A 17,244-nucleotide genomic window follows, 5' to 3' on the forward strand; every position below is an offset into this window, starting at 1 on the left:
CGCCTTTGCGGGCTGCCTGTTTACTTGACCCTTTGCCGAGAGGGCGGTTCCGAATTTCTTTCCGGGTGTGTCATGGAGCCTGTCAGAAGTCGTTCACAGACCCTGCTGCAACGAGGGGTCGTCCGGGTTCATCTGCTCGAGCTGGGCCAGCAGCACCTGCACGTTCTGCAACTGGCCACTTTCTTTCCAGTAACTGATCAGCAGCACCCGTGCCTTGCGGTCGGCCGGGTGGCGCTGAACGATTTCCTGCAATTGTTTCTGCGCCGCTTCGAGTTCCTCGGCGCTGTGCAGCGTGGTGGCGAGGTCGTAGCGATAGTCCTTGTTATCAGGTTCCAGCTCCACGGCCTTGGACAGACCGAGCAGGGCGAATTCCCGTTGATCGTGATGGAGCAGCCACAAGCCCAGGGCATGTTGCAGGTAGGCGGAGTCGGGTTGGGACTTCAGCTGTCGGGCCAGCAGTTGCCGGGCGGCGTCGCTCTGGCCCTGGCGGTCGAGCACTTCGATCTGCATCACCAGCGCCGGCAGATTGGCGGGATCCAGACGCAGGGTCTGCTCGAGGGCTTCCTGCGCCTGTTTGAGCTCGGCATTGTGCAGGTACAGACGCGCCAGTTGCGCATGGTTGGCGGCGCTTTCCGGCTGATGCTTGAGCGCCTCCTCCCACACGTCGATGCCTTGCTGCAACGGCGCGAAGTACAGGCCCAACTGGTCAGGGGACAGGCCGAGCAGGGCGTTGATCGCGGCAAAACGAACGTTCTGGTCCTCATCGTCGAGCAACGGGCCAAGCAACAGACTGCGCTGGCCGCCCGGCACCAGGCCGGTCACGCTCCTGATCGCTGCCATTCGTACGTCGGGGGATTCGTTCTGCAGATCGGCATCGGCCAGTTTCAACGCTTGCGGGCTCGGGTAGTTCGGCAGCTCGGCATGCAGCCAGACGCGCCGCTTGACTGAAAGATCCGGGCGTCCCAGTTGCTGGTACAAAACCCGTGCTGCACCCGGCTGGCCGGCCCGGGCGGCGGCCAGCGCTTCACTGTAGCCATGCTTGATGGCTTCCGGCACCACGGGGGCGGTGTTGCGCAGCGACAGCCAGGCAACCAGAAGGACAAGCACGAGGCCAAGACTGATGAACACGTAGCGGCGGGACTGAGGCATGCAGGTATCCGAAGCTTTCATATTGACGCAGAGGGGCAAGCTTCGGTCAGCTGACGCCTTGAGTCAAACACTCTGCCCGATATGTCACGCGACTGAGGATGAATATCCCTACAACACCTGTCGGTCCCGGAAGCCGTCGAGCTTTCGATGCAGTGACTACGCTTGGTGAAGTTCCTTTGACGAGTGCGTTCATGCAAGCCCTGCTCATTTATTTCAAGACGGTGATCCATCCTGGTCAGGCAGTGTTGCTGTTTGCCCTGCGCACCATTGCAGCCGGGTTGCTGACGCTGTACCTGGCGTTCCTGTTCGATCTGGATCAACCCAAATGGTCGATCATGGCAGTGGTCATCATCAGCCAGCCGCTGGCCGGGATGGCGTTGGCCCGCAGTTTTGGTCAGGTCATCGGCACCACGCTGGGTGCGGCGGTGGCGGTGCTGATCATGTCGATTTTCCCTCAGGCGCCTTTGCCGTTCATCACAACCCTGGCGCTGTGGCTGGCGCTATGCACGGCCGGCGGCACCTTGCTGCGCTACACAAGTTCCCAGGCATTCGTACTCAGTGGCTACACCGCCGTGGTGGTGGCGCTGCTGGCCATTCCGGACCAGGACGGCACCTTCCTGCTGGCGGTTACCCGGGTGACCGAAACCCTGCTGGCGGTGGCCTGCGTCTGTGTCGTCAGCCTGTTGACGGCCCGTCCGGAGGCGGTTTCGCGCAACTACTTCGCCAAAGTCGATCAGGTGATCAAACTGGTCGCAACCCATGCCGCTGCGGTGATTCGCACTGAAGAAAGCGAAACCGAATTCCAGCGCCGGCAAATGCAACTGCTCGGCGAAATCAGCGCCTTGGAAGGCTTGCGCCGTCATCTGTATTTCGATGCACCGCGTCTGCGCAGTGCAAACAATCTGGTGTTGATGCTGGGCAATCAACTGATGCTGCTCACCTCGCGTCTGACCGCCCTGCGTCATCAGCGGCAGTTGCTGACCGAACGCTGGGACGGGGATCTGCCGTTGGAGGTCCAGCGCTTGCGCGCCGATGAACTGGCGTTTCTCGATCAACTGGCACAGTACGGGCGTTCACTGCCGGAAGACATGAGGCATCAGCTGGTTGTCCTGCAGCAACAGTTCGAAGCGCTGGCCTACAGGGCCGAACAGATGACGGAGGATATGAGCGCGACCTTGCGTTCACTGGCATGGGCCCTGCGCTGGGAGCAGGCGCGGCTGCTGCAACAACTGGAGCAGATCCTCGAACTGAGCGAAGCCATACAGGACGGGCGGGAGGCCAGTTGCATGTTCCGTGGCCAGTCCAGCCCGCTGCACCTGGATTTCACTCTGGCGACGATGAATGCGATCCGGGCCTTCAGTGCATTGCTGGTGGCCGGGCTGATCTGGATAGAAACCGCCTGGGACGGTGCCCGTGGCGGGATGATTCTGGTGGGGATTCTGTGTTCGCTGATGGCAACGTTCCCGCGCCCTTTGATCGCCGCGCAGAGCTACGCCCGGGGACTGGGCCTGGCACTGGTGGTTTCGGCGCTGTATCAGTTCATGCTGGTACCGGCGGTCAACGATTTCGAATGGCTGGCGATATTGCTGGCTCCGCTGCTTTATGTCATCGCGGTGGGACTGGCCAGCCCGGCCACGGCGGGCATCGGCATGGGGCTGGGGTTATCGAGTTTCCTGATGCTAGGCCCGCAGAACGTCGGAACCGGACAGAACACCGCCATTCAATGGTTCGAGTTTGCCGGTGCCTACGTCAGTGCGGCGATGCTGGCTCTGATCGTTTATGCGTGGATCTTTCCGTTCCGGCCGGTGTTGCGAATCCGTCGGTTCTACAACGAAGCGCGGGAGCAGGTGTATCAACTGACCAAATTACCCGCCACGGACGAAGAGCAATTCGCGTTCGAAAGCCGCATGGTCGATCGCCTGACCACCATGCTGGGTCTGTTGCCGGCAGCCAATGACCCGGACATGCAACGACGCTATGAAATCAGCCTCGCCTGTGTGGCGCTCGGTGTCGCCATTCACCAGCTCAGACAACAGGTGCAGGGCAACGCTTTGCTGACGGACTCTTTCGGCCGGCAACTGATGGATGCTTTGCGCCACACCGGCCGCTTCGTCGCTGGCCGCCCGGATGTGAACCTGCCAGCGTTGCTGACGACGCTGCATGCGCTCGGTGACGAGCTGGATGAGCTGCATGCCTCCACGCACGAGCACCTGTGGTCTGTATTCCGCATGCGTGTGGCGTTGCTGATCGTCGTCTCGTTCCTTGAGCGTCACGGTGAATATCTGCAACACAATGCCCCTGAAGGAGAACCCGTCCTTGCCCATTGATTTCGAGATCGGCGGGGTCTATCTGCCGCCAATCGCCCAGGCGCTGATCCTCGCCATACCGGTCTTTCTGTTGCTGGACTGGGTATTGCGCCGCCTCGGCGTGCTGCGCCTGGTCTGGCATGAAGCGCTGTTCGAGGGCGCGTTGTACGCCTGTGTCTGCGCCACATTGATTCTGTTGATGGGAGCCTGATGCCTTGAAGACGTTGCTCACTCGATTGACGACATTGGCTGTGGTGCTGCTGGCCATCGTGCTTGGCTGGTTCGCCTGGGAGCATTACACCCGTGCGCCCTGGACGCGGGATGCACGAGTGAGGGCAGACGTGGTGACCCTGTCGGCGGATGTCTCGGGACGCATCGTCAGTCTGGCGGTGCAGGACAACCAACACGTCGAGAAGGGCCAGTTGCTGCTGGAGATCGATCCGGCTCGCTACAGTCTGGCGGTCGAGCATGCCAAACGTTCGGTCGAGGTAGCCAAGGCCACCCTGGGTCAATCCCGGGCGTCCATCGTGGCCAGTGAGGCCTTGCTCAAGCAACGCGAGAGCGAAGAACGGCGCAGGCGCACGCTAAAACAGGGCTTCGCGATTTCGGGTGAAGAGTGGGAAAAGTCCAGCACCGACGTGGCTGTGGCCCAGGCCGACCTGCTGCGCAACCAGGCCAATCTCGGCCTGGCAGAGGCCAATGTGCAATTGGCGATTGCAGCACTGACTCAGGCGGAACTGGATCTGCAGCGTACCCGTGTCGAATCGCCGGTCAGCGGTTACGTCACCAACCTGTTGACCCGGCAGGGCGACTACGCAGTGGCCGGCGGCGCATTGCTGGCACTGGTGGACAGCGACTCGTTCTACGTCAGTGGTTATTTCGAGGAAACCAAGCTGCCACGGATCGAGGAGGGCGACAGGGTACGGATCGAGTTGATGAGCGGTGAGAAGTTCGGCGGCACCGTGCAAAGCATCGCCTTCGCCATCGCCGACCGGGAAAACGCGCCGGGCAGTCGATTGCTGGCCAACATCAATCCCAGTTACACCTGGGTGAAGCTGGCACAACGGGTGCCGGTGCGGATCGGTATCGATCCCGACTATGCGGGCAAGGATCGCCTCAGGGCAGGCACCACAGCCACCGTCACCGTTCTGGAAAACCACGAAAGACAGGCACAAAAAAGCCCCGCGACCGAATGATACGCGGGGCAAAAAATTGGTTGGTTGCGGCCAACCAAAGGAGCTCTTTAAAAAACTGTTACTTGCTGGCAACCGTTTCCGGTTGCCAGCCACCACCGAGAGCCTTGTAGATCGCGACGATGCCGCGATACAGCTCGACTTCGGCCTGGGCCTGGCTGTCTTCGGCATTCAAGCGTTCACGCTGGGCGTCGAGCAGCACCAGGAAATCGGTGGTGCCTTCGCGGTAGCGGATTTCAGCCAGGTCGGCAGCCTTGCGGCTGGATTCGCTTTGGCGGATCAGCGAGATCAAGCGTTGCTGACGCTTGCCGTAATCGCTGAAGGCGTTTTCCGATTCTTCCAGGGCCAGCAGCACTTGTTGCTCGTAGGTTGCCAGTGCGCCTTCGGCATCGGCGTCGGCACCGCGCAAACGGGCACGTACGCTACCGAGGTCGAACGCCGCCCAGGTGATGCTCGGGCCCAGCGCCCAGGCGTTGGCCGCCGAGGAACCGATCTGCGAGCCACGCCCGGCGGTCCAGCCGAGGAAGCCGCTGAGGCTGACCCGTGGGAACAGGTCGGCCTTGGCCACACCGATACGCGCCGTGGCGGACGCCAGTTTGCGTTCGGCGCTGAGGATGTCCGGGCGACGTTGCAGCAGTTCGCCCGGATCACCGATCGGCAATGCCTTGGCGATGGCTGGCAAGTCTTTCGGGCTCAGGTCGACGGTCAGCTTGTCCGGACGTTCACCCAGCAGGGTGGCGATGCGGTTTTTCTGCCGAACCTGCTCTGCCTGCAATTGCGGCACGCTGGCTTCGACCGAGGCCAGACGGGCATCGGCGCGCTCGACATCGAGCTGATCGCCCACGCCGGCGTCACGCAGGCTGATGGTGATCTTGCGCGACTCCTGCTGGTTTTCCAGGTTGGCCACGGCGATCTTTTCCCGCAGCTGGGCGCCACGCAGTTGACCGTAGGCGTCCACCAGTTCGGCAATCATGGTGACTTGCAGCTGGTACAGATCGGCTTCGGCAGCCTGCTGATCGGCTTCGCTGGCTTCCAGATTGCGCTGGATGCGACCAAACAGATCGACCTCCCAGGCCATGTCCAGACCCAGGTCATAGCGTTCGCTGTTGACCCGTTGGGTGGTCTGGCCGGGAATCTGTCCCTTGCCCAGATTGCTGCTGGCACGGCTCGTAATGGTCGGCATGGCGTCATTGCTGACGTCATCGCGGATCGCCCGGGCCGCTTTCCAGCGAGCAAAGGCGACGCGCAGTTGACGGTTGCCTTGCAGCGATTGAGTCACCAACTGGTTGAGGGTCGGATCGTCGAACTGCTGCCACCAGATGCCTTCGAATTTCGAACGGTCAAAGTTCTTCTGGCCGGCGGCGCCGTCGGTGGCGGCCGTGATGTTGGCCGCCTCCGTGGCTGGGGTCTTGTAGTCGGGGCCGACTGCACAGGCGCTCAGGGCCAGTACCAGCAGGCTCGGCAGGAAGACTTTCAGACTCATTGGTGCGCCTCCAGTTGCTGTGGAAGATTCTGCGCCTTGGCCGCTTTGCGGGCTTCACTGCGTTCCACGAAGTTGCGGATCAGTACATAAAATACTGGCGTCAGCAGCAGACCGAAGAAGGTCACCCCGAGCATCCCGGAGAACACCGCCACACCCATGGCGTGACGCATCTCGGCACCGGCACCGCTGGAGAACACCAGAGGCACCACACCCATGATGAACGCGAACGAGGTCATCAGGATCGGCCGCAGACGCAGACGGCAGGCTTCCAGTACAGCGGCCAGCGGATCGAGACCTTCCTGCTGTTTGTCCTTGGCGAACTCGACGATCAGAATCGCGTTCTTACAGGCCAGGCCCACCAGTACGATCAGGCCAATCTGGGTGAAGATGTTGTTGTCACCGCCGGAGATGATCACGCCGGTGATGGCCGACAGCAGGGTCATCGGTACGATCAGGATCACCGCCAGTGGCAGGCTCCAGCTTTCGTATTGAGCGGCGAGCACCAGGAACGCCAGCAATACGCAGAGCGGGAACACGAACAGAGCAGTGTTGCCGGACAGAATCTGCTGATAGGTCAGGTCGGTCCACTCGTAGGTCATGCCGTTCGGAAGTTCATCCTTGAGCAGTTTCTCGATGGCTTTTTCGGCCTGGCCGGAGCTGTAGCCCGGGGCTGCGGCACCGTTGATTTCAGCAGTGATGAAGCCGTTGTAGTGCATCACGCGATCCGGCCCCGAGGTGTCGCTGACCTTGATGAAGGTCGCCAGCGGGATCATTTCGCCCTTGTTATTGCGTACTTTCAGCTGGCCGATCTGGTCGGATTCGAGGCGGAACTGTTGCTCGGCCTGAACGTTGACCTGATAGGTGCGCCCGAAACGGTTGAAGTCGTTGGCATATAGCGAACCCAGGTAGATCTGCAGGGTGTCGAAGATGTCGCTGACGGCCACGCCGTGGGTCTTGGCTTTTTCCCGGTCGATGGCGGCATCGACCTGCGGCACGTTCACGGTGTAGCTGGTGAACAGGTTGGCCAGTTCCGGAACGTTATGGCTCTTGGCAATAATGTTCATGGTTTCCTTGTACAGCTCTTCGTAGCCCAGGTTGCCCCGGTCTTCGATTTGCAAGCGGAAACCACCGATGGTGCCCAGACCTTGTACTGGCGGCGGCGGGAAGATCGCCATGTACGCTTCCTGGATGTTCGCGTATTGGCCGTTCAAGGCACCGGCAATCGCACCGGCGGACATGCTCGGGTCTTTACGCTCGTCGAACGGTTTCAGGGTCACGAACACGATGCCGGCGTTCGGGCTGTTGGTGAAACCGTTGATCGACAGGCCCGGGAACGCTACGGCGCTTTCCACGCCCGGCTGTTTCAGGGCCAGGTCGGACATGCGCTTGATCACGTCTTCGGTACGGTCCAGGCTCGCGGCGTCCGGCAGTTGCGCGAAGGCCACCAGGTATTGCTTGTCCTGGCCGGGTACGAAACCGGTCGGCGTGCTGGAGAAACCGAAGAAGGTCAGCACCATCAGGCCTGCGTACAGGAAAAGGGCGATGCCGCTGCCACGGATGACCCGGCGCACGGTGCCGACGTAGCCATGGCTGGCGCGGTCGAAGAATCGGTTGAACGGACGGAACAGCCAGCCACCGAAGATCTTGTCCAGCACCCGCGAGAAGCGGTCTTTCGGTGCGTCGTGACCTTTAAGCAACACAGCGGCCAGCGCCGGCGACAGGGTCAGCGAGTTGAAGGCCGAGATCACGGTGGAGATCGCGATGGTCAGTGCGAACTGCTTGTAGAACTGACCGGTCAGGCCCGAGATGAACGCCGCCGGTACGAACACCGCACACAGCACCAGCGCCGTGGCAATGATCGGGCCGGTCACTTCACCCATGGCCTTTTTGGTCGCATCGAAGGGATTGAGCCCCAGTTCAATGTTCCGCTCGACGTTCTCCACCACCACGATGGCGTCGTCCACCACGATACCGATCGCCAGTACCAGGCCGAACAGCGACAGGGCGTTGAGCGAGAAGCCGAACAGGTGCATCACCGCAAACGTACCGATCAACGATACCGGCACCGCCACCAACGGAATGATCGAGGCGCGCCAGGTCTGCAGGAACAGGATCACCACCAGAACCACGAGGATCAGTGCTTCGAAGAGGGTGTGAACCACCGCCTCGATGGAGCCGCGCACGAAGATCGTCGGGTCATAGACGATGCTGTAGTCCATGCCTTGCGGGAAGCTTTTCTTCAGTTCTTCCATCTTGCCGCGAACTTCGTTCGAGATTTCGATGGCGTTGGAGCCCGGACGCTGGAAGATCGGGATCGCCACGGCCGGCTGGTTGTTCAGCAACGAACGCAGGGCGTACTGGCTGGAACCCAGCTCAACGCGGGCGATGTCCTTCAGGCGAGTGATTTCACCGTTGTCGCCGGCGCGAATGATGATGTTCTCGAACTCTTCCTCGGAGACCAGACGGCCCTGAGTGTTGACCGACAGCTGGAAGCTCTGGGCATTCGGGGCAGGGGGCGCGCCCAACTGGCCGGCGGCGACCTGACGGTTCTGCTCACGAATGGCGGTAACCACATCAGTGGCGGTCAGATTGCGCGAAGCGGTCTTGTTCGGGTCCAGCCATACACGCAGCGAGTAGTCGCCCATACCGAACAGTTGCACGTCACCGACACCACCGAGGCGAGCGAGCTCATCCTTGATGTTGAGGATCGCGTAGTTGGACAGGTACAGCATGTCGTAGCGTTTGTCCGGCGAGGTCAAGTGCACGACCATGGTCAGGTCGGGCGAAGCCTTGTCGACGGTGATACCGATACGCGTCACTTCCTCTGGAAGTTTCGGCTCGGTCCGGGTCACGCGGTTCTGCACCTGCACCTGCGCGTTGTCCAGGTCAGTGCCCAGGGCGAAGGTGATGGTCAGGGTGATCTTGCCGTCAGCGGTGGACTGCGAGGACATGTACAGCATGTTCTCGACGCCGGTGATGGCTTGCTCCAGTGGAGCGGCCACGGTTTCACCGATGACTTTTGGGTTGGCACCCGGGAAGTTGGCACGTACCACCACGGTGGGCGGCACGACTTCCGGGTATTCGCTGATCGGCAATTGGAACAGCGAGATAGCGCCGGCGATCAGGATCAGCAGCGAAAGCACCGCTGCGAAGATCGGCCTTGAAATGAAGAATTGGGAAAAATTCATCGGAGTTGTCGTCCCTTAACCGCGTGGGGTCGCAGCAGCCAGTTTCACAACCGATCCCGACGCGCCTTTGGCAGGTGCGACTTTGGGCAGGTTGCTGGCTTCCAGCGCTTGTCGTTGTTGAGCGAGAGCGGCAATGGTTTGCTCGCTGGCCATCGGGATCACTTCAGGGGATACCGGAGAGCCAGGACGAACCCGTTGCAGACCCTTGACGATGATCGTGTCGTCCTTGTTCAGGCCGCTGCGCACGATGCGCAGACCTTCGATCTTCGGACCGAGCTCGACGGCGCGGTAGGCGGTCTTGTTGTCGCCATCCATCACCAGCACGAACTTCTTGCCGAGGTCGGTGCCGACCGCTTCGTCGTTGATCAGCATGGCGTTGTAGGTGCCGCTGCCGACCAGTTTCAGACGCGCATACAGACCCGGGGTGTAAGTGCCGTCGCTGTTGTCGAACACGGCGCGTCCACGAATGGTGCCGGTCTTCGGGTTGACCTGGTTGTCGACGAAGTTCATCTGACCCAGGTGCGGGTTGCCGTCTTCGTTGGACAGGCCCATGTACACCGGAGTGGTTGCGCCGCGCTGACCCTGACGGGCGAGTTGGGTGTATTTGAGGAATACACGCTCATCCGCGTCGAAGTAGGCATAGACCTTGTCGGTGGAAACCACGCTGGTGAGCGGGGTGGTGTCGGCGGTCACCAGGTTACCGGCGGTGATCTCGGCACGGCTGACGCGGCCACTGATCGGTGCGGTTACACGGGTGAAACTCAGGTTCAGTTTGGCCAGATCCAGCTGCGCTTGCAGTGCACCCACGGCGGCGCGGGCCTCTTGTGCGGCGCTGGTGCGCGAATCGGCCAGTTCGGCGGAAATGGCGTTGCTGGCACGCAGGCGTTCGCCACGGCCGGCTTCGTTTTCACTACGGGTGGCGTTGGCGCGAGCCTGGGCTACGAGGGCTTCAAGGCGGCGAACCTCGGCCTGGAACGGACGCGGGTCGATCTGGAACAACAGGTCGCCTTTCTTGACCAGTGCACCTTCGGTGAAGGCGACTTCGTCGATCTGGCCGGAGACCCGTGGACGGATTTCAACGGTTTCCGGCGCCTCGAGGCGCCCGGTGAATTCGTCCCACTCGTTGACCGGTTGTTCCAGCACCTTGGCCACGCTGACCTTGGCAGCAGGCATGGCGGCGGCGGTTTCTGGAGTCTTGCCGCAGGCGCTCATCACCATCACGGCCAACAGAGCCAACGGGAAGCGCAAATGTTTGAGTGATTGTTCCATGGATGCATCCGCCAATGTATTGAAGATGGGCGGATGATGCTCGGCAGGTAGATAGCAAACGAATCGAATGACACGAAGGTAACTATCATTCGGAATGATATAAGACCGAGCGAAGCCCTCTAGCATGCACCTTTCGTTAGGGGGCTATCAATATGGTCGATGACAAATCTGTGTTGCGCGACCTGCAAGGATGAGATCGACAGGAATTCGTTGCGGCAGATACAAAGAGACGGCCATGGCGGCCGTCTCGATCAGCGTGTTGCGCAGTGACTCAGTTGACGCCTTTGCGGTTCGGCCCGAAGCGGTTCGGACCTGGCTGGCTGTCCTGCACGAGAAACACCAGGTTGACGATCGGGAGCAGCAACCACCAGCCGCTGCGGTCGGTGTCGTGCATGCGACGTGCACCGACGGCGATGCTTGGCAGCAACATCGCCAGGCTGTACAGGTTGTAAAGGATGCCCTTGGTATTGAGGATTGCATCAAGAACACCGACGACAATGCAAATACCCAGGTTGATCAGAATGAACATCCAGTATTCGCGACGGGTGGCGCGACCCTTGAATTCGGCGTAGTTCTTCAGCGCTTCCATGTAAGGGTTGCCCGTCGCGATGGCGGGACCGCTTGCAAAGGACGGCTGGGTCGCCTGAGGTGCGCCGCATTGCGGGCAAGCCACGGCCAGGCTGCTAATTTCCTTGGCGCAACCGCGGCAGAAAACCATGCTCATATTTTTTCCCTAAAATTATTCAATCGATAGACAGGACAAAACGAACGCGGCAATGCCTGACAAGATAATGCCGGCAATCGCGAGGTTTCTTCCTGGATGTTTTTGGTTGATACAGACAATGCCGCAAATGAGACCCGCGATGCTGAGAAATCCCACACCGACAATCGCGTCCCTGTCCCATTCGGAGTCATCAAACAGGGTGAGTGCGCTGATAATTCCGAGGATCAACGAAACGATGGCCAGCCAAGGCATTTCGGCTTGCGTTTGCGGCACTGGGGCCTGCTGGGGAGCCCCGCATTGGGGGCAGGTGAGCGCCGATTCGTGAAGCTCCTTGGCGCAAGCACGACAATAGACCATTGCCATCGTTTTCCTTAACTGAGTGCGAATGCCCGACTTGTCATTTGTCGGGGCGGCGACAAGTTAAACTTTATTGCCGGATTTGTCATTAGGCACTTTGCCAGCACCCGCGCGGCGCACCGAAATGACAGGGTTTTCTGCGCCATTCATTTCTTCGGCATGGTCGAGCGCTTCACTGGCTCTTTGCTGTTCAAGATGCGTCGCGCGGCATGTACCGCCCGCTCGGAGAGCATTTCCATGCGCGGTGATTGCAGGTCCCAGGCGTGCCAATAAAGCGACACGTCAGTGAAATTTCCGGGTACCAGATCCACCAGCTCCCGACTTTTCAGCAGGTCACTTACCTGCATGTACGGCACCATCCCGTATCCGAGGCCACGACGTATGGCTTTGAGGCGGGCCTCGGGAAGTGACAGGTAATGGGTCGGATAAGCATCTGCCTGCAGACCGAAACGTGACCGCATGAAATCAGACTGCAAGGTGTCCTTGCGCGAATAAGCGAAAACGGGCGCCTTGCGTGCAGCCGTGCGGGTCAGGCCCTTGGCAAACCAGCGTTCCTGAAAGGCGGGCGATGCCACCAGTTGGTAGCGTACTGACCCCAGCAACTCGGCAAAACATCCACGCATCGGCTGTGAGCGCGTGCCGATGCAACCGATGACCTGGCCACTTTCCAGTAATGCATAGGTGTGGTCCTGATCGTCGACCACGACGTCGAGCAGGATTTTTTCGCTGACGAATATCTCGGCCAACGCAGGGAAAAACCAGGTCGCCAGCGTGTCACCGTTGACGGCTATGACAACCCGCAGATGGTCTTTTTCGTCACCGGTCAGGTCGTTGAGGAGTTCCTCTTCGAGCACCGTTGCACGGCGAAGATAGAGCATCAGCTTGCGTCCGGCCTGAGTGGGTTCGCACGGTCGTCCGCGCACTACTACCGAGCTGCCCAGGCGAACTTCCAGTGCGTGTATCCGTTGCGACACCGCCGACGGCGTTACGCTGAGCCGTTCCGCGGCCTTTTCGAAACTGCCGCTGTCGACGACGGCAAGGAACGCCTGCATCTGTTTTGCATCGAGTTGCATGGCCGCCAGTCTCGTTAAGTATTTCTGATCCGTACTGAAAGATACTTCGTTTTTCTTCATCTCGGTACCGAACTGCTCAATCATTCCATCACCGCGATCTGACCGATTCAGATCCGCACAAACGTCGCGCTATTGACCACACGGGGTCAGCGTTATGAGGAATGAAATGTCCAGCGACCGATGCCTGCCATGAAACTCAACATGATTATTGCTGTGAGCGCTGTCGCATTGGTCGGCAACTATATCTGGCAGTCCCACGACTTGAAGCTCGGGCCCTACGAATATCAGGCGTCAGCGAATGCTCTGCTATCGAGGCACACCCACTCAGGGGCTCGTCAGTTGGTCTTGGACAATGCCTGCAAAAAGTGTGCATCGCTTGGCAAGCAACTCGGCGAGTTTGAAATTCAATCTCGCTTGCCGCTGGATCCTGAGAATGAAGTCGCCCACGTGACGTTCGTCTGCAAGTGATCCCAAACAGTGCAGTAAGAATCCTTTTACCGATGGAGAAAGCCATGAGGTTCGCTATTTTTACGTTGTTCGCGATGCTTTTGAGCGCTTGTGCCACTTCTGTTCAGAATTGGTCCAGGCCGGGCGCCAGTGCCTATGACATCCAGCACGACAAAGCTGAATGCCAGTACCAGGCCAAAGCCGCAACGGCCAGCTACCACTCGACGCCGGCAGCAAACGACCAGACCCATGGCATGGGCAGCGCCGTGGGGGACGGCATCGTTATCGCCGAAAAACAGATCGATCTGACCAATGATTGCATGCGGGTCAAAGGCTACGCCGGGCAATGACACACGCCTGTATCCCGTGCGCCGAGAGTTTCACCGCCCCCACGATGAACCCGTCCGCGTTTCTTTATAGTAGAGTCGCCATCGAACCACCTGTCGTCTGAGGCTTTCCGGCAATTGGTGTACGCAAAACCGACAGATGGACACGACTTTCAAATGAGCAACTCTACGACGACCACCAGCGGCAATTGGTATGCGGTCATTGCGCTGGCACTGGCAGCATTCGTCTTCAACACCACCGAATTTGTCCCGGTCGGCCTGTTGAGTTCGATTGGCAGCAGCTTCGACATGACGTCGGCTCAGATCGGCCTGATGTTGACCATCTATGCATGGGTGGTGTCGCTGACGTCGCTGCCCATCATGCTGCTGACGCGCAACGTCGAGCGGCGCAAGCTGTTGATCGTGCTGTTTGCGATGTTCATCGTCAGTCACATTCTCTCGAGTGTGGCAACCAGCTTCGCCGTCCTGTTGCTGAGCCGGATCGGGGTGGCGTTATCCCATGCATTGTTCTGGTCGATCACAGCTTCTCTGGCTGTGCGACTGGCGCCGCCCGGTAAACAGGTTCAGGCCTTGGGCTTGCTGGCGACCGGCACTTCCCTGGCGATGGTGCTCGGTATCCCACTCGGCCGGATATTGGGCGAGGCGATGGGCTGGCGAACCACCTTCATCGCGATCGCAGTCTTGGCGGCTACGCTGGTGTTCTGGCTGGCGAGGGTCTTGCCGTTGTTACCGAGCCAGAACTCGGGATCACTCAAAAGCTTGCCGTTATTGTTGAAGCGACCGGCGCTGGTGGCGATCTATGTCCTGACGGCCATGGTCGTGACAGCTCACTTCACTGCCTACAGCTACATCGAACCTTTCGTTCAGGTGGTGGCGGGCATGAGTGGCGAGACGGTCACGCTGATCCTGCTGCTATTCGGCGGCGCGGGGATTTTCGGATCTCTGCTGTTCAGCTGGCTGCACCGGTACAGCCCGCAGCGCTTTCTGATCGTCGCCGTGTCGTTACTCGCATTGTGCCTTGCATTGCTGTTGCCGTTGAACGGTGAGGTTTCTTACCTGTGCACCCTGAGCCTGTTCTGGGGAATGGCGATCATGGGCTTCGGCCTGGCGTTGCAGTCCAAAGTTCTGGTGCTGGCACCTGACGCGACCGATGTGGCGATGGCGCTGTTTTCGGGGATCTACAACATCGGCATTGGCGGCGGGGCGTTGATGGGGAGCTGGGTGGGGAGCCAGTTTGGTTTTGCTTATGTTGGGGTGGTGGGTGGGATGCTGGCGGGGTTGGCGTTGTTGATTTATTGCCTGTCGAGTTACCGTTTAGCTCGGTCCGGGACTTCTGCTTGAGTTCCTGAACCGCTTTGCTGTCGGGAGCAAAGCGGTTTCGGCAAGTTTTCAGAGACTATCCGGATCCCCGAAAAACATCTGAATCCGCGACCTCAACCACCGCTCCCCCGGATCGTTATCCTGCGACCCACGCCAGGCCATGTGCAGTTCAAACGTGCGCGTCGGCAACGGTGGATCTTCCGCCCGAACGCCACCCGCAGACGTCAGCGCATCAGCCGTGTAATCCGGTACAGTCGCGACGATATCGGTCCCGGCCAGCAACGTGCTCAAGCCGTTGAACTGCGGCACGGCCAACACAACGTGGCGTTTGCGGCCGAGTTTTTCCAGTTCTTCATCGATAAAGCCACTGAGGTCGCCGGCGAACGAGACCAGCGCATGGGGGCGGGCGCAGTAGTCGTCCAGGCTCAGCGGCCCCGGCACGGTGTCGGCGCGCAGCAGTTTTGGCTGGCTGCGGCGCAAGACCTTGCGCTTGGCGTTGGCGGGCAGGTCGGTGGTGTAGCTGACGCCAATGGAGATTTCGCCAGAGGCGAGCAGGCCGGGCATCAGGATGTAGTTGACGCGGCGCACCACCAGCACGATCCCCGGCGCCTCGGCACGCAGGCGCTTGAGCAGCATGGGCAGCAACGCGAATTCGACGTCGTCCGACAAGCCGATCCGGAATACCGAGGTGCTGGTGGCCGGGTCGAATTCGGCAGCACGGCTGACCGCTGTCGAAATCGAGTCCAGGGCAGGCGAGAGCAGGGCGAAGATTTCCACCGCCCGGGCGGACGGTTCCATGCTGCGCCCGGTGCGTACAAACAGCGGATCGTCGAACAGACCGCGCAGGCGCGAAAGCGCCGCGCTGATCGCCGGCTGGCCGAGAAACAGCTTTTCCGCCGCGCGGGTTACGCTGCGTTCGTGCATCAGGGTTTCGAATACGATCAACAGGTTCAGGTCGACACGACGCAGGTCATTACGATTCATCTGGAGTCCTGGCAGAGTCATCAAGCTTGACGAGAGCGACCATATGAGAACAATGGCCGGCATGAATCTTACGGGGAAAGGCTGGTACTCTGCACCGGGTAATTCAGCTTTACTGAGAAGGATGCAGCAGTTTTTTTCATGGATTTGCTCAATGCTGGCCATACTGCGGAATCAATGACAGGCATGTCGACTATTAATAGCCACTGATAGTCTTGGCTGGAAAGCCCAGATAGAGTTCAGGGCATTAGAGGTTACTTTGACGAGGTTTGCGATGTCCCGCACGATCCGTTTTCACAAGTTTGGTCCGGCCGAGGTGCTCAAATGCGAAGAGCATGCGGCCGCTCAGCCAGGTCCTGGCGAAGTGCAGGTGCGTGTCGAGGCGATCGGCATCAGCTGGTATGACACGCTCTGGCGTCAGAACCTGGCGTCGTCACAGGCTCGCCTGCCTTCGGGCCTGGGCCATGAAATGGCGGGTGTGGTCACGGCCATTGGCGACGGTGTCGAAGACCTGATCGTCGGTGACAAGGTGGCCAGCTTCCCGGCCGAGAGCCCCAATGACTATCCGGTCTACGGCGAACTCATCGTTCTGCCACGTACCGCGCTCACCCGTTATCCGGACGTACTGACCCCGATCGAGGCGAGCGTGCATTACACGCCGCTGTTGATCGCCTATTTCGGTTACGTCGATCTGGCGCGTGTCAAACCCGGGCAGTTTGCCCTGGTCACTGACGCCAGTCATTGCGCCGGTCCGTCGTTTGTCCAGCTGGGCAAAGCGCTGGGTGTGCGCGTGATTGCCGCCACGAAAACCGCTGAAGAGCGCGAATACCTGCTTTCCCTCGGTGCCGAGAAAGTGATCGTCACCGAAGAAGAAGACCTGTTGATGCGGATCAACAAGATCACCGACAACCGCGGCGTCAACGTCGTGTTCGACGGTCTCGGCGGCCCGCAGATGTCGCTGCTGGGTGATGTGCTGGCACCTCGCGGCAGTCTGGTGCTGTATGGCTTGCAAGGTGGCAACCAGACGCCATTCCCGGCGTGCGCAGCGTTCCAGAAGAACATTCAGTTCTTCGTGCACTGCATCGGCAACTTCACCGGCAAGCCGGAACTGGGCATCGTCCAGGATCACGTCGCGCTGCAACGTGCCCTGCGTGACATCAACCAGTTGACGGCCGACCGCGTGCTGCTTCCGCTCAAGACCCGGGTTTTCCCGTTCAACGAGTTTGTCGAAGCACACCGCTACATGGACGAATGCCCTTGCCGTGAGCGGGTCGCCCTGCAAGTCGAACCTGCCTGACCCTTGTGATCAGAGTCCGTGGCCCCACGGACTCTTGTGCGTTCCACCCTTCAGACCATGAGAAACCCTGGGCGCGATGCCTGGGGGCGTTCAGCAACTGAACTGGTTTT

At 60.0% G+C, this 17,244-nt stretch carries 15 protein-coding genes; 7 read left to right on the forward strand and 8 right to left on the reverse strand.

Annotated elements, in window-relative coordinates:
- Positions 1 to 93: 93 nt before the first annotated feature.
- Complete coding sequence (locus tag M5B44_RS14640) at positions 94 to 1,149, reverse strand: tetratricopeptide repeat protein (protein WP_248739629.1); 1,056 nt, start codon at positions 1,147 to 1,149, stop codon at positions 94 to 96.
- Between the two features lie 191 nt (positions 1,150 to 1,340).
- On the opposite strand from M5B44_RS14640, the gene M5B44_RS14645 reads away from it, so the two are divergent.
- From M5B44_RS14645 to M5B44_RS14655, 3 genes are read left to right on the forward strand one after another with little or no spacing between them, the layout of a single operon-like run.
- The gene (locus M5B44_RS14645) at positions 1,341 to 3,476 is read left to right on the forward strand and encodes an FUSC family protein (RefSeq protein ID WP_248739630.1); all 2,136 of its coding nucleotides are present in this window, start codon (positions 1,341 to 1,343) and stop codon (positions 3,474 to 3,476) included.
- The gene (locus M5B44_RS14650) at positions 3,466 to 3,666 is read left to right on the forward strand and encodes a DUF1656 domain-containing protein (RefSeq protein WP_085709788.1); all 201 of its coding nucleotides are present in this window, start codon (positions 3,466 to 3,468) and stop codon (positions 3,664 to 3,666) included. The genes M5B44_RS14645 and M5B44_RS14650 overlap by 11 nt, the downstream gene beginning before the upstream one ends.
- 4 nt (positions 3,667 to 3,670) lie before the next feature.
- Positions 3,671 to 4,651 carry an HlyD family secretion protein gene (locus M5B44_RS14655; protein ID WP_085709789.1) on the forward strand — a complete coding sequence of 327 codons (981 nt, stop codon included), beginning with the start codon at positions 3,671 to 3,673 and terminating at the stop codon, positions 4,649 to 4,651.
- 58 nt (positions 4,652 to 4,709) lie between these two features.
- Here the strand turns inward: M5B44_RS14655 and M5B44_RS14660 are convergent, their stop codons facing one another.
- From M5B44_RS14660 to M5B44_RS14685, 6 genes are all read right to left on the reverse strand, one after another.
- Positions 4,710 to 6,131, reverse strand: a complete 1,422-nt coding sequence (locus M5B44_RS14660) for an efflux transporter outer membrane subunit (protein WP_248739631.1) — start codon at positions 6,129 to 6,131, stop codon at positions 4,710 to 4,712.
- Positions 6,128 to 9,319, reverse strand: a complete 3,192-nt coding sequence (locus M5B44_RS14665) for an efflux RND transporter permease subunit (protein WP_085709791.1) — start codon at positions 9,317 to 9,319, stop codon at positions 6,128 to 6,130. The genes M5B44_RS14660 and M5B44_RS14665 overlap by 4 nt, the downstream gene beginning before the upstream one ends.
- A 15-nt stretch (positions 9,320 to 9,334) precedes the next feature.
- Positions 9,335 to 10,588, reverse strand: a complete 1,254-nt coding sequence (gene mexE, locus M5B44_RS14670; RefSeq protein ID WP_085709792.1) for a multidrug efflux RND transporter periplasmic adaptor subunit MexE — start codon at positions 10,586 to 10,588, stop codon at positions 9,335 to 9,337.
- Positions 10,589 to 10,859: 271 nt separating this feature from the next.
- Positions 10,860 to 11,312 carry a DUF805 domain-containing protein gene (locus M5B44_RS14675; protein ID WP_248739632.1) on the reverse strand — a complete coding sequence of 151 codons (453 nt, stop codon included), beginning with the start codon at positions 11,310 to 11,312 and terminating at the stop codon, positions 10,860 to 10,862.
- 15 nt (positions 11,313 to 11,327) lie between these two features.
- A complete protein-coding gene (locus M5B44_RS14680) occupies positions 11,328 to 11,675 on the reverse strand; it encodes a DUF4190 domain-containing protein (protein ID WP_248739633.1) in 348 nt (115 codons plus the stop codon).
- A 140-nt stretch (positions 11,676 to 11,815) separates the two neighbouring features.
- A complete protein-coding gene (locus M5B44_RS14685; protein WP_318653938.1) occupies positions 11,816 to 12,742 on the reverse strand; it encodes an HTH-type transcriptional regulator ArgP in 927 nt (308 codons plus the stop codon).
- Between the two features lie 189 nt (positions 12,743 to 12,931).
- Here M5B44_RS14685 and M5B44_RS14690 point away from each other — a divergent pair, with 189 nt between their 5' ends.
- The 3 genes from M5B44_RS14690 (at position 12,932) to M5B44_RS14700 (ending at position 14,877) form a co-directional block, all read left to right on the forward strand.
- The gene (locus tag M5B44_RS14690) at positions 12,932 to 13,210 is read left to right on the forward strand and encodes a hypothetical protein (protein ID WP_248739635.1); all 279 of its coding nucleotides are present in this window, start codon (positions 12,932 to 12,934) and stop codon (positions 13,208 to 13,210) included.
- Between the two features lie 44 nt (positions 13,211 to 13,254).
- The gene (locus M5B44_RS14695; protein WP_248739636.1) at positions 13,255 to 13,539 is read left to right on the forward strand and encodes a hypothetical protein; all 285 of its coding nucleotides are present in this window, start codon (positions 13,255 to 13,257) and stop codon (positions 13,537 to 13,539) included.
- A 153-nt stretch (positions 13,540 to 13,692) separates the two neighbouring features.
- Entirely contained in the window at positions 13,693 to 14,877 is a 1,185-nt protein-coding gene (locus M5B44_RS14700; RefSeq protein ID WP_248739637.1) for a sugar transporter, read from the forward strand.
- A gap of 48 nt (positions 14,878 to 14,925) precedes the next feature.
- Here the strand turns inward: M5B44_RS14700 and M5B44_RS14705 are convergent, their stop codons facing one another.
- Positions 14,926 to 15,840: a LysR family transcriptional regulator gene (locus tag M5B44_RS14705; RefSeq protein ID WP_085709803.1), complete on the reverse strand. Its 915-nt coding sequence runs from the start codon at positions 15,838 to 15,840 to the stop codon at positions 14,926 to 14,928.
- Positions 15,841 to 16,111: 271 nt separating this feature from the next.
- Here M5B44_RS14705 and M5B44_RS14710 point away from each other — a divergent pair, with 271 nt between their 5' ends.
- Positions 16,112 to 17,134 carry a zinc-dependent alcohol dehydrogenase family protein gene (locus M5B44_RS14710; protein ID WP_119426356.1) on the forward strand — a complete coding sequence of 341 codons (1,023 nt, stop codon included), beginning with the start codon at positions 16,112 to 16,114 and terminating at the stop codon, positions 17,132 to 17,134.
- Positions 17,135 to 17,244 lie beyond the last annotated feature (110 nt).

This window comes from Pseudomonas sp. MWU12-2029 (assembly GCF_023242425.1).
GTDB classification, from domain to species: Bacteria; Pseudomonadota; Gammaproteobacteria; order Pseudomonadales; family Pseudomonadaceae; genus Aquipseudomonas; species Aquipseudomonas kribbensis.

Coding starts and splice junctions, on each gene's coding strand:
- M5B44_RS14640 (WP_248739629.1), bottom strand. CDS start 1,149: ATGCCTCAGTCCCGCCGCTACGTGTTCATCAGTCTTGGCCTCGTGCTT.
- M5B44_RS14645 (WP_248739630.1), top strand. CDS start 1,341: ATGCAAGCCCTGCTCATTTATTTCAAGACGGTGATCCATCCTGGTCAG.
- M5B44_RS14660 (WP_248739631.1), bottom strand. CDS start 6,131: ATGAGTCTGAAAGTCTTCCTGCCGAGCCTGCTGGTACTGGCCCTGAGC.
- M5B44_RS14665 (WP_085709791.1), bottom strand. CDS start 9,319: ATGAATTTTTCCCAATTCTTCATTTCAAGGCCGATCTTCGCAGCGGTG.
- mexE (WP_085709792.1), bottom strand. CDS start 10,588: ATGGAACAATCACTCAAACATTTGCGCTTCCCGTTGGCTCTGTTGGCC.
- M5B44_RS14675 (WP_248739632.1), bottom strand. CDS start 11,312: ATGAGCATGGTTTTCTGCCGCGGTTGCGCCAAGGAAATTAGCAGCCTG.
- M5B44_RS14680 (WP_248739633.1), bottom strand. CDS start 11,675: ATGGCAATGGTCTATTGTCGTGCTTGCGCCAAGGAGCTTCACGAATCG.
- M5B44_RS14685 (WP_318653938.1), bottom strand. CDS start 12,742: ATGCAACTCGATGCAAAACAGATGCAGGCGTTCCTTGCCGTCGTCGAC.
- M5B44_RS14690 (WP_248739635.1), top strand. CDS start 12,932: ATGAAACTCAACATGATTATTGCTGTGAGCGCTGTCGCATTGGTCGGC.
- M5B44_RS14695 (WP_248739636.1), top strand. CDS start 13,255: ATGAGGTTCGCTATTTTTACGTTGTTCGCGATGCTTTTGAGCGCTTGT.
- M5B44_RS14700 (WP_248739637.1), top strand. CDS start 13,693: ATGAGCAACTCTACGACGACCACCAGCGGCAATTGGTATGCGGTCATT.
- M5B44_RS14705 (WP_085709803.1), bottom strand. CDS start 15,840: ATGAATCGTAATGACCTGCGTCGTGTCGACCTGAACCTGTTGATCGTA.
- M5B44_RS14710 (WP_119426356.1), top strand. CDS start 16,112: ATGTCCCGCACGATCCGTTTTCACAAGTTTGGTCCGGCCGAGGTGCTC.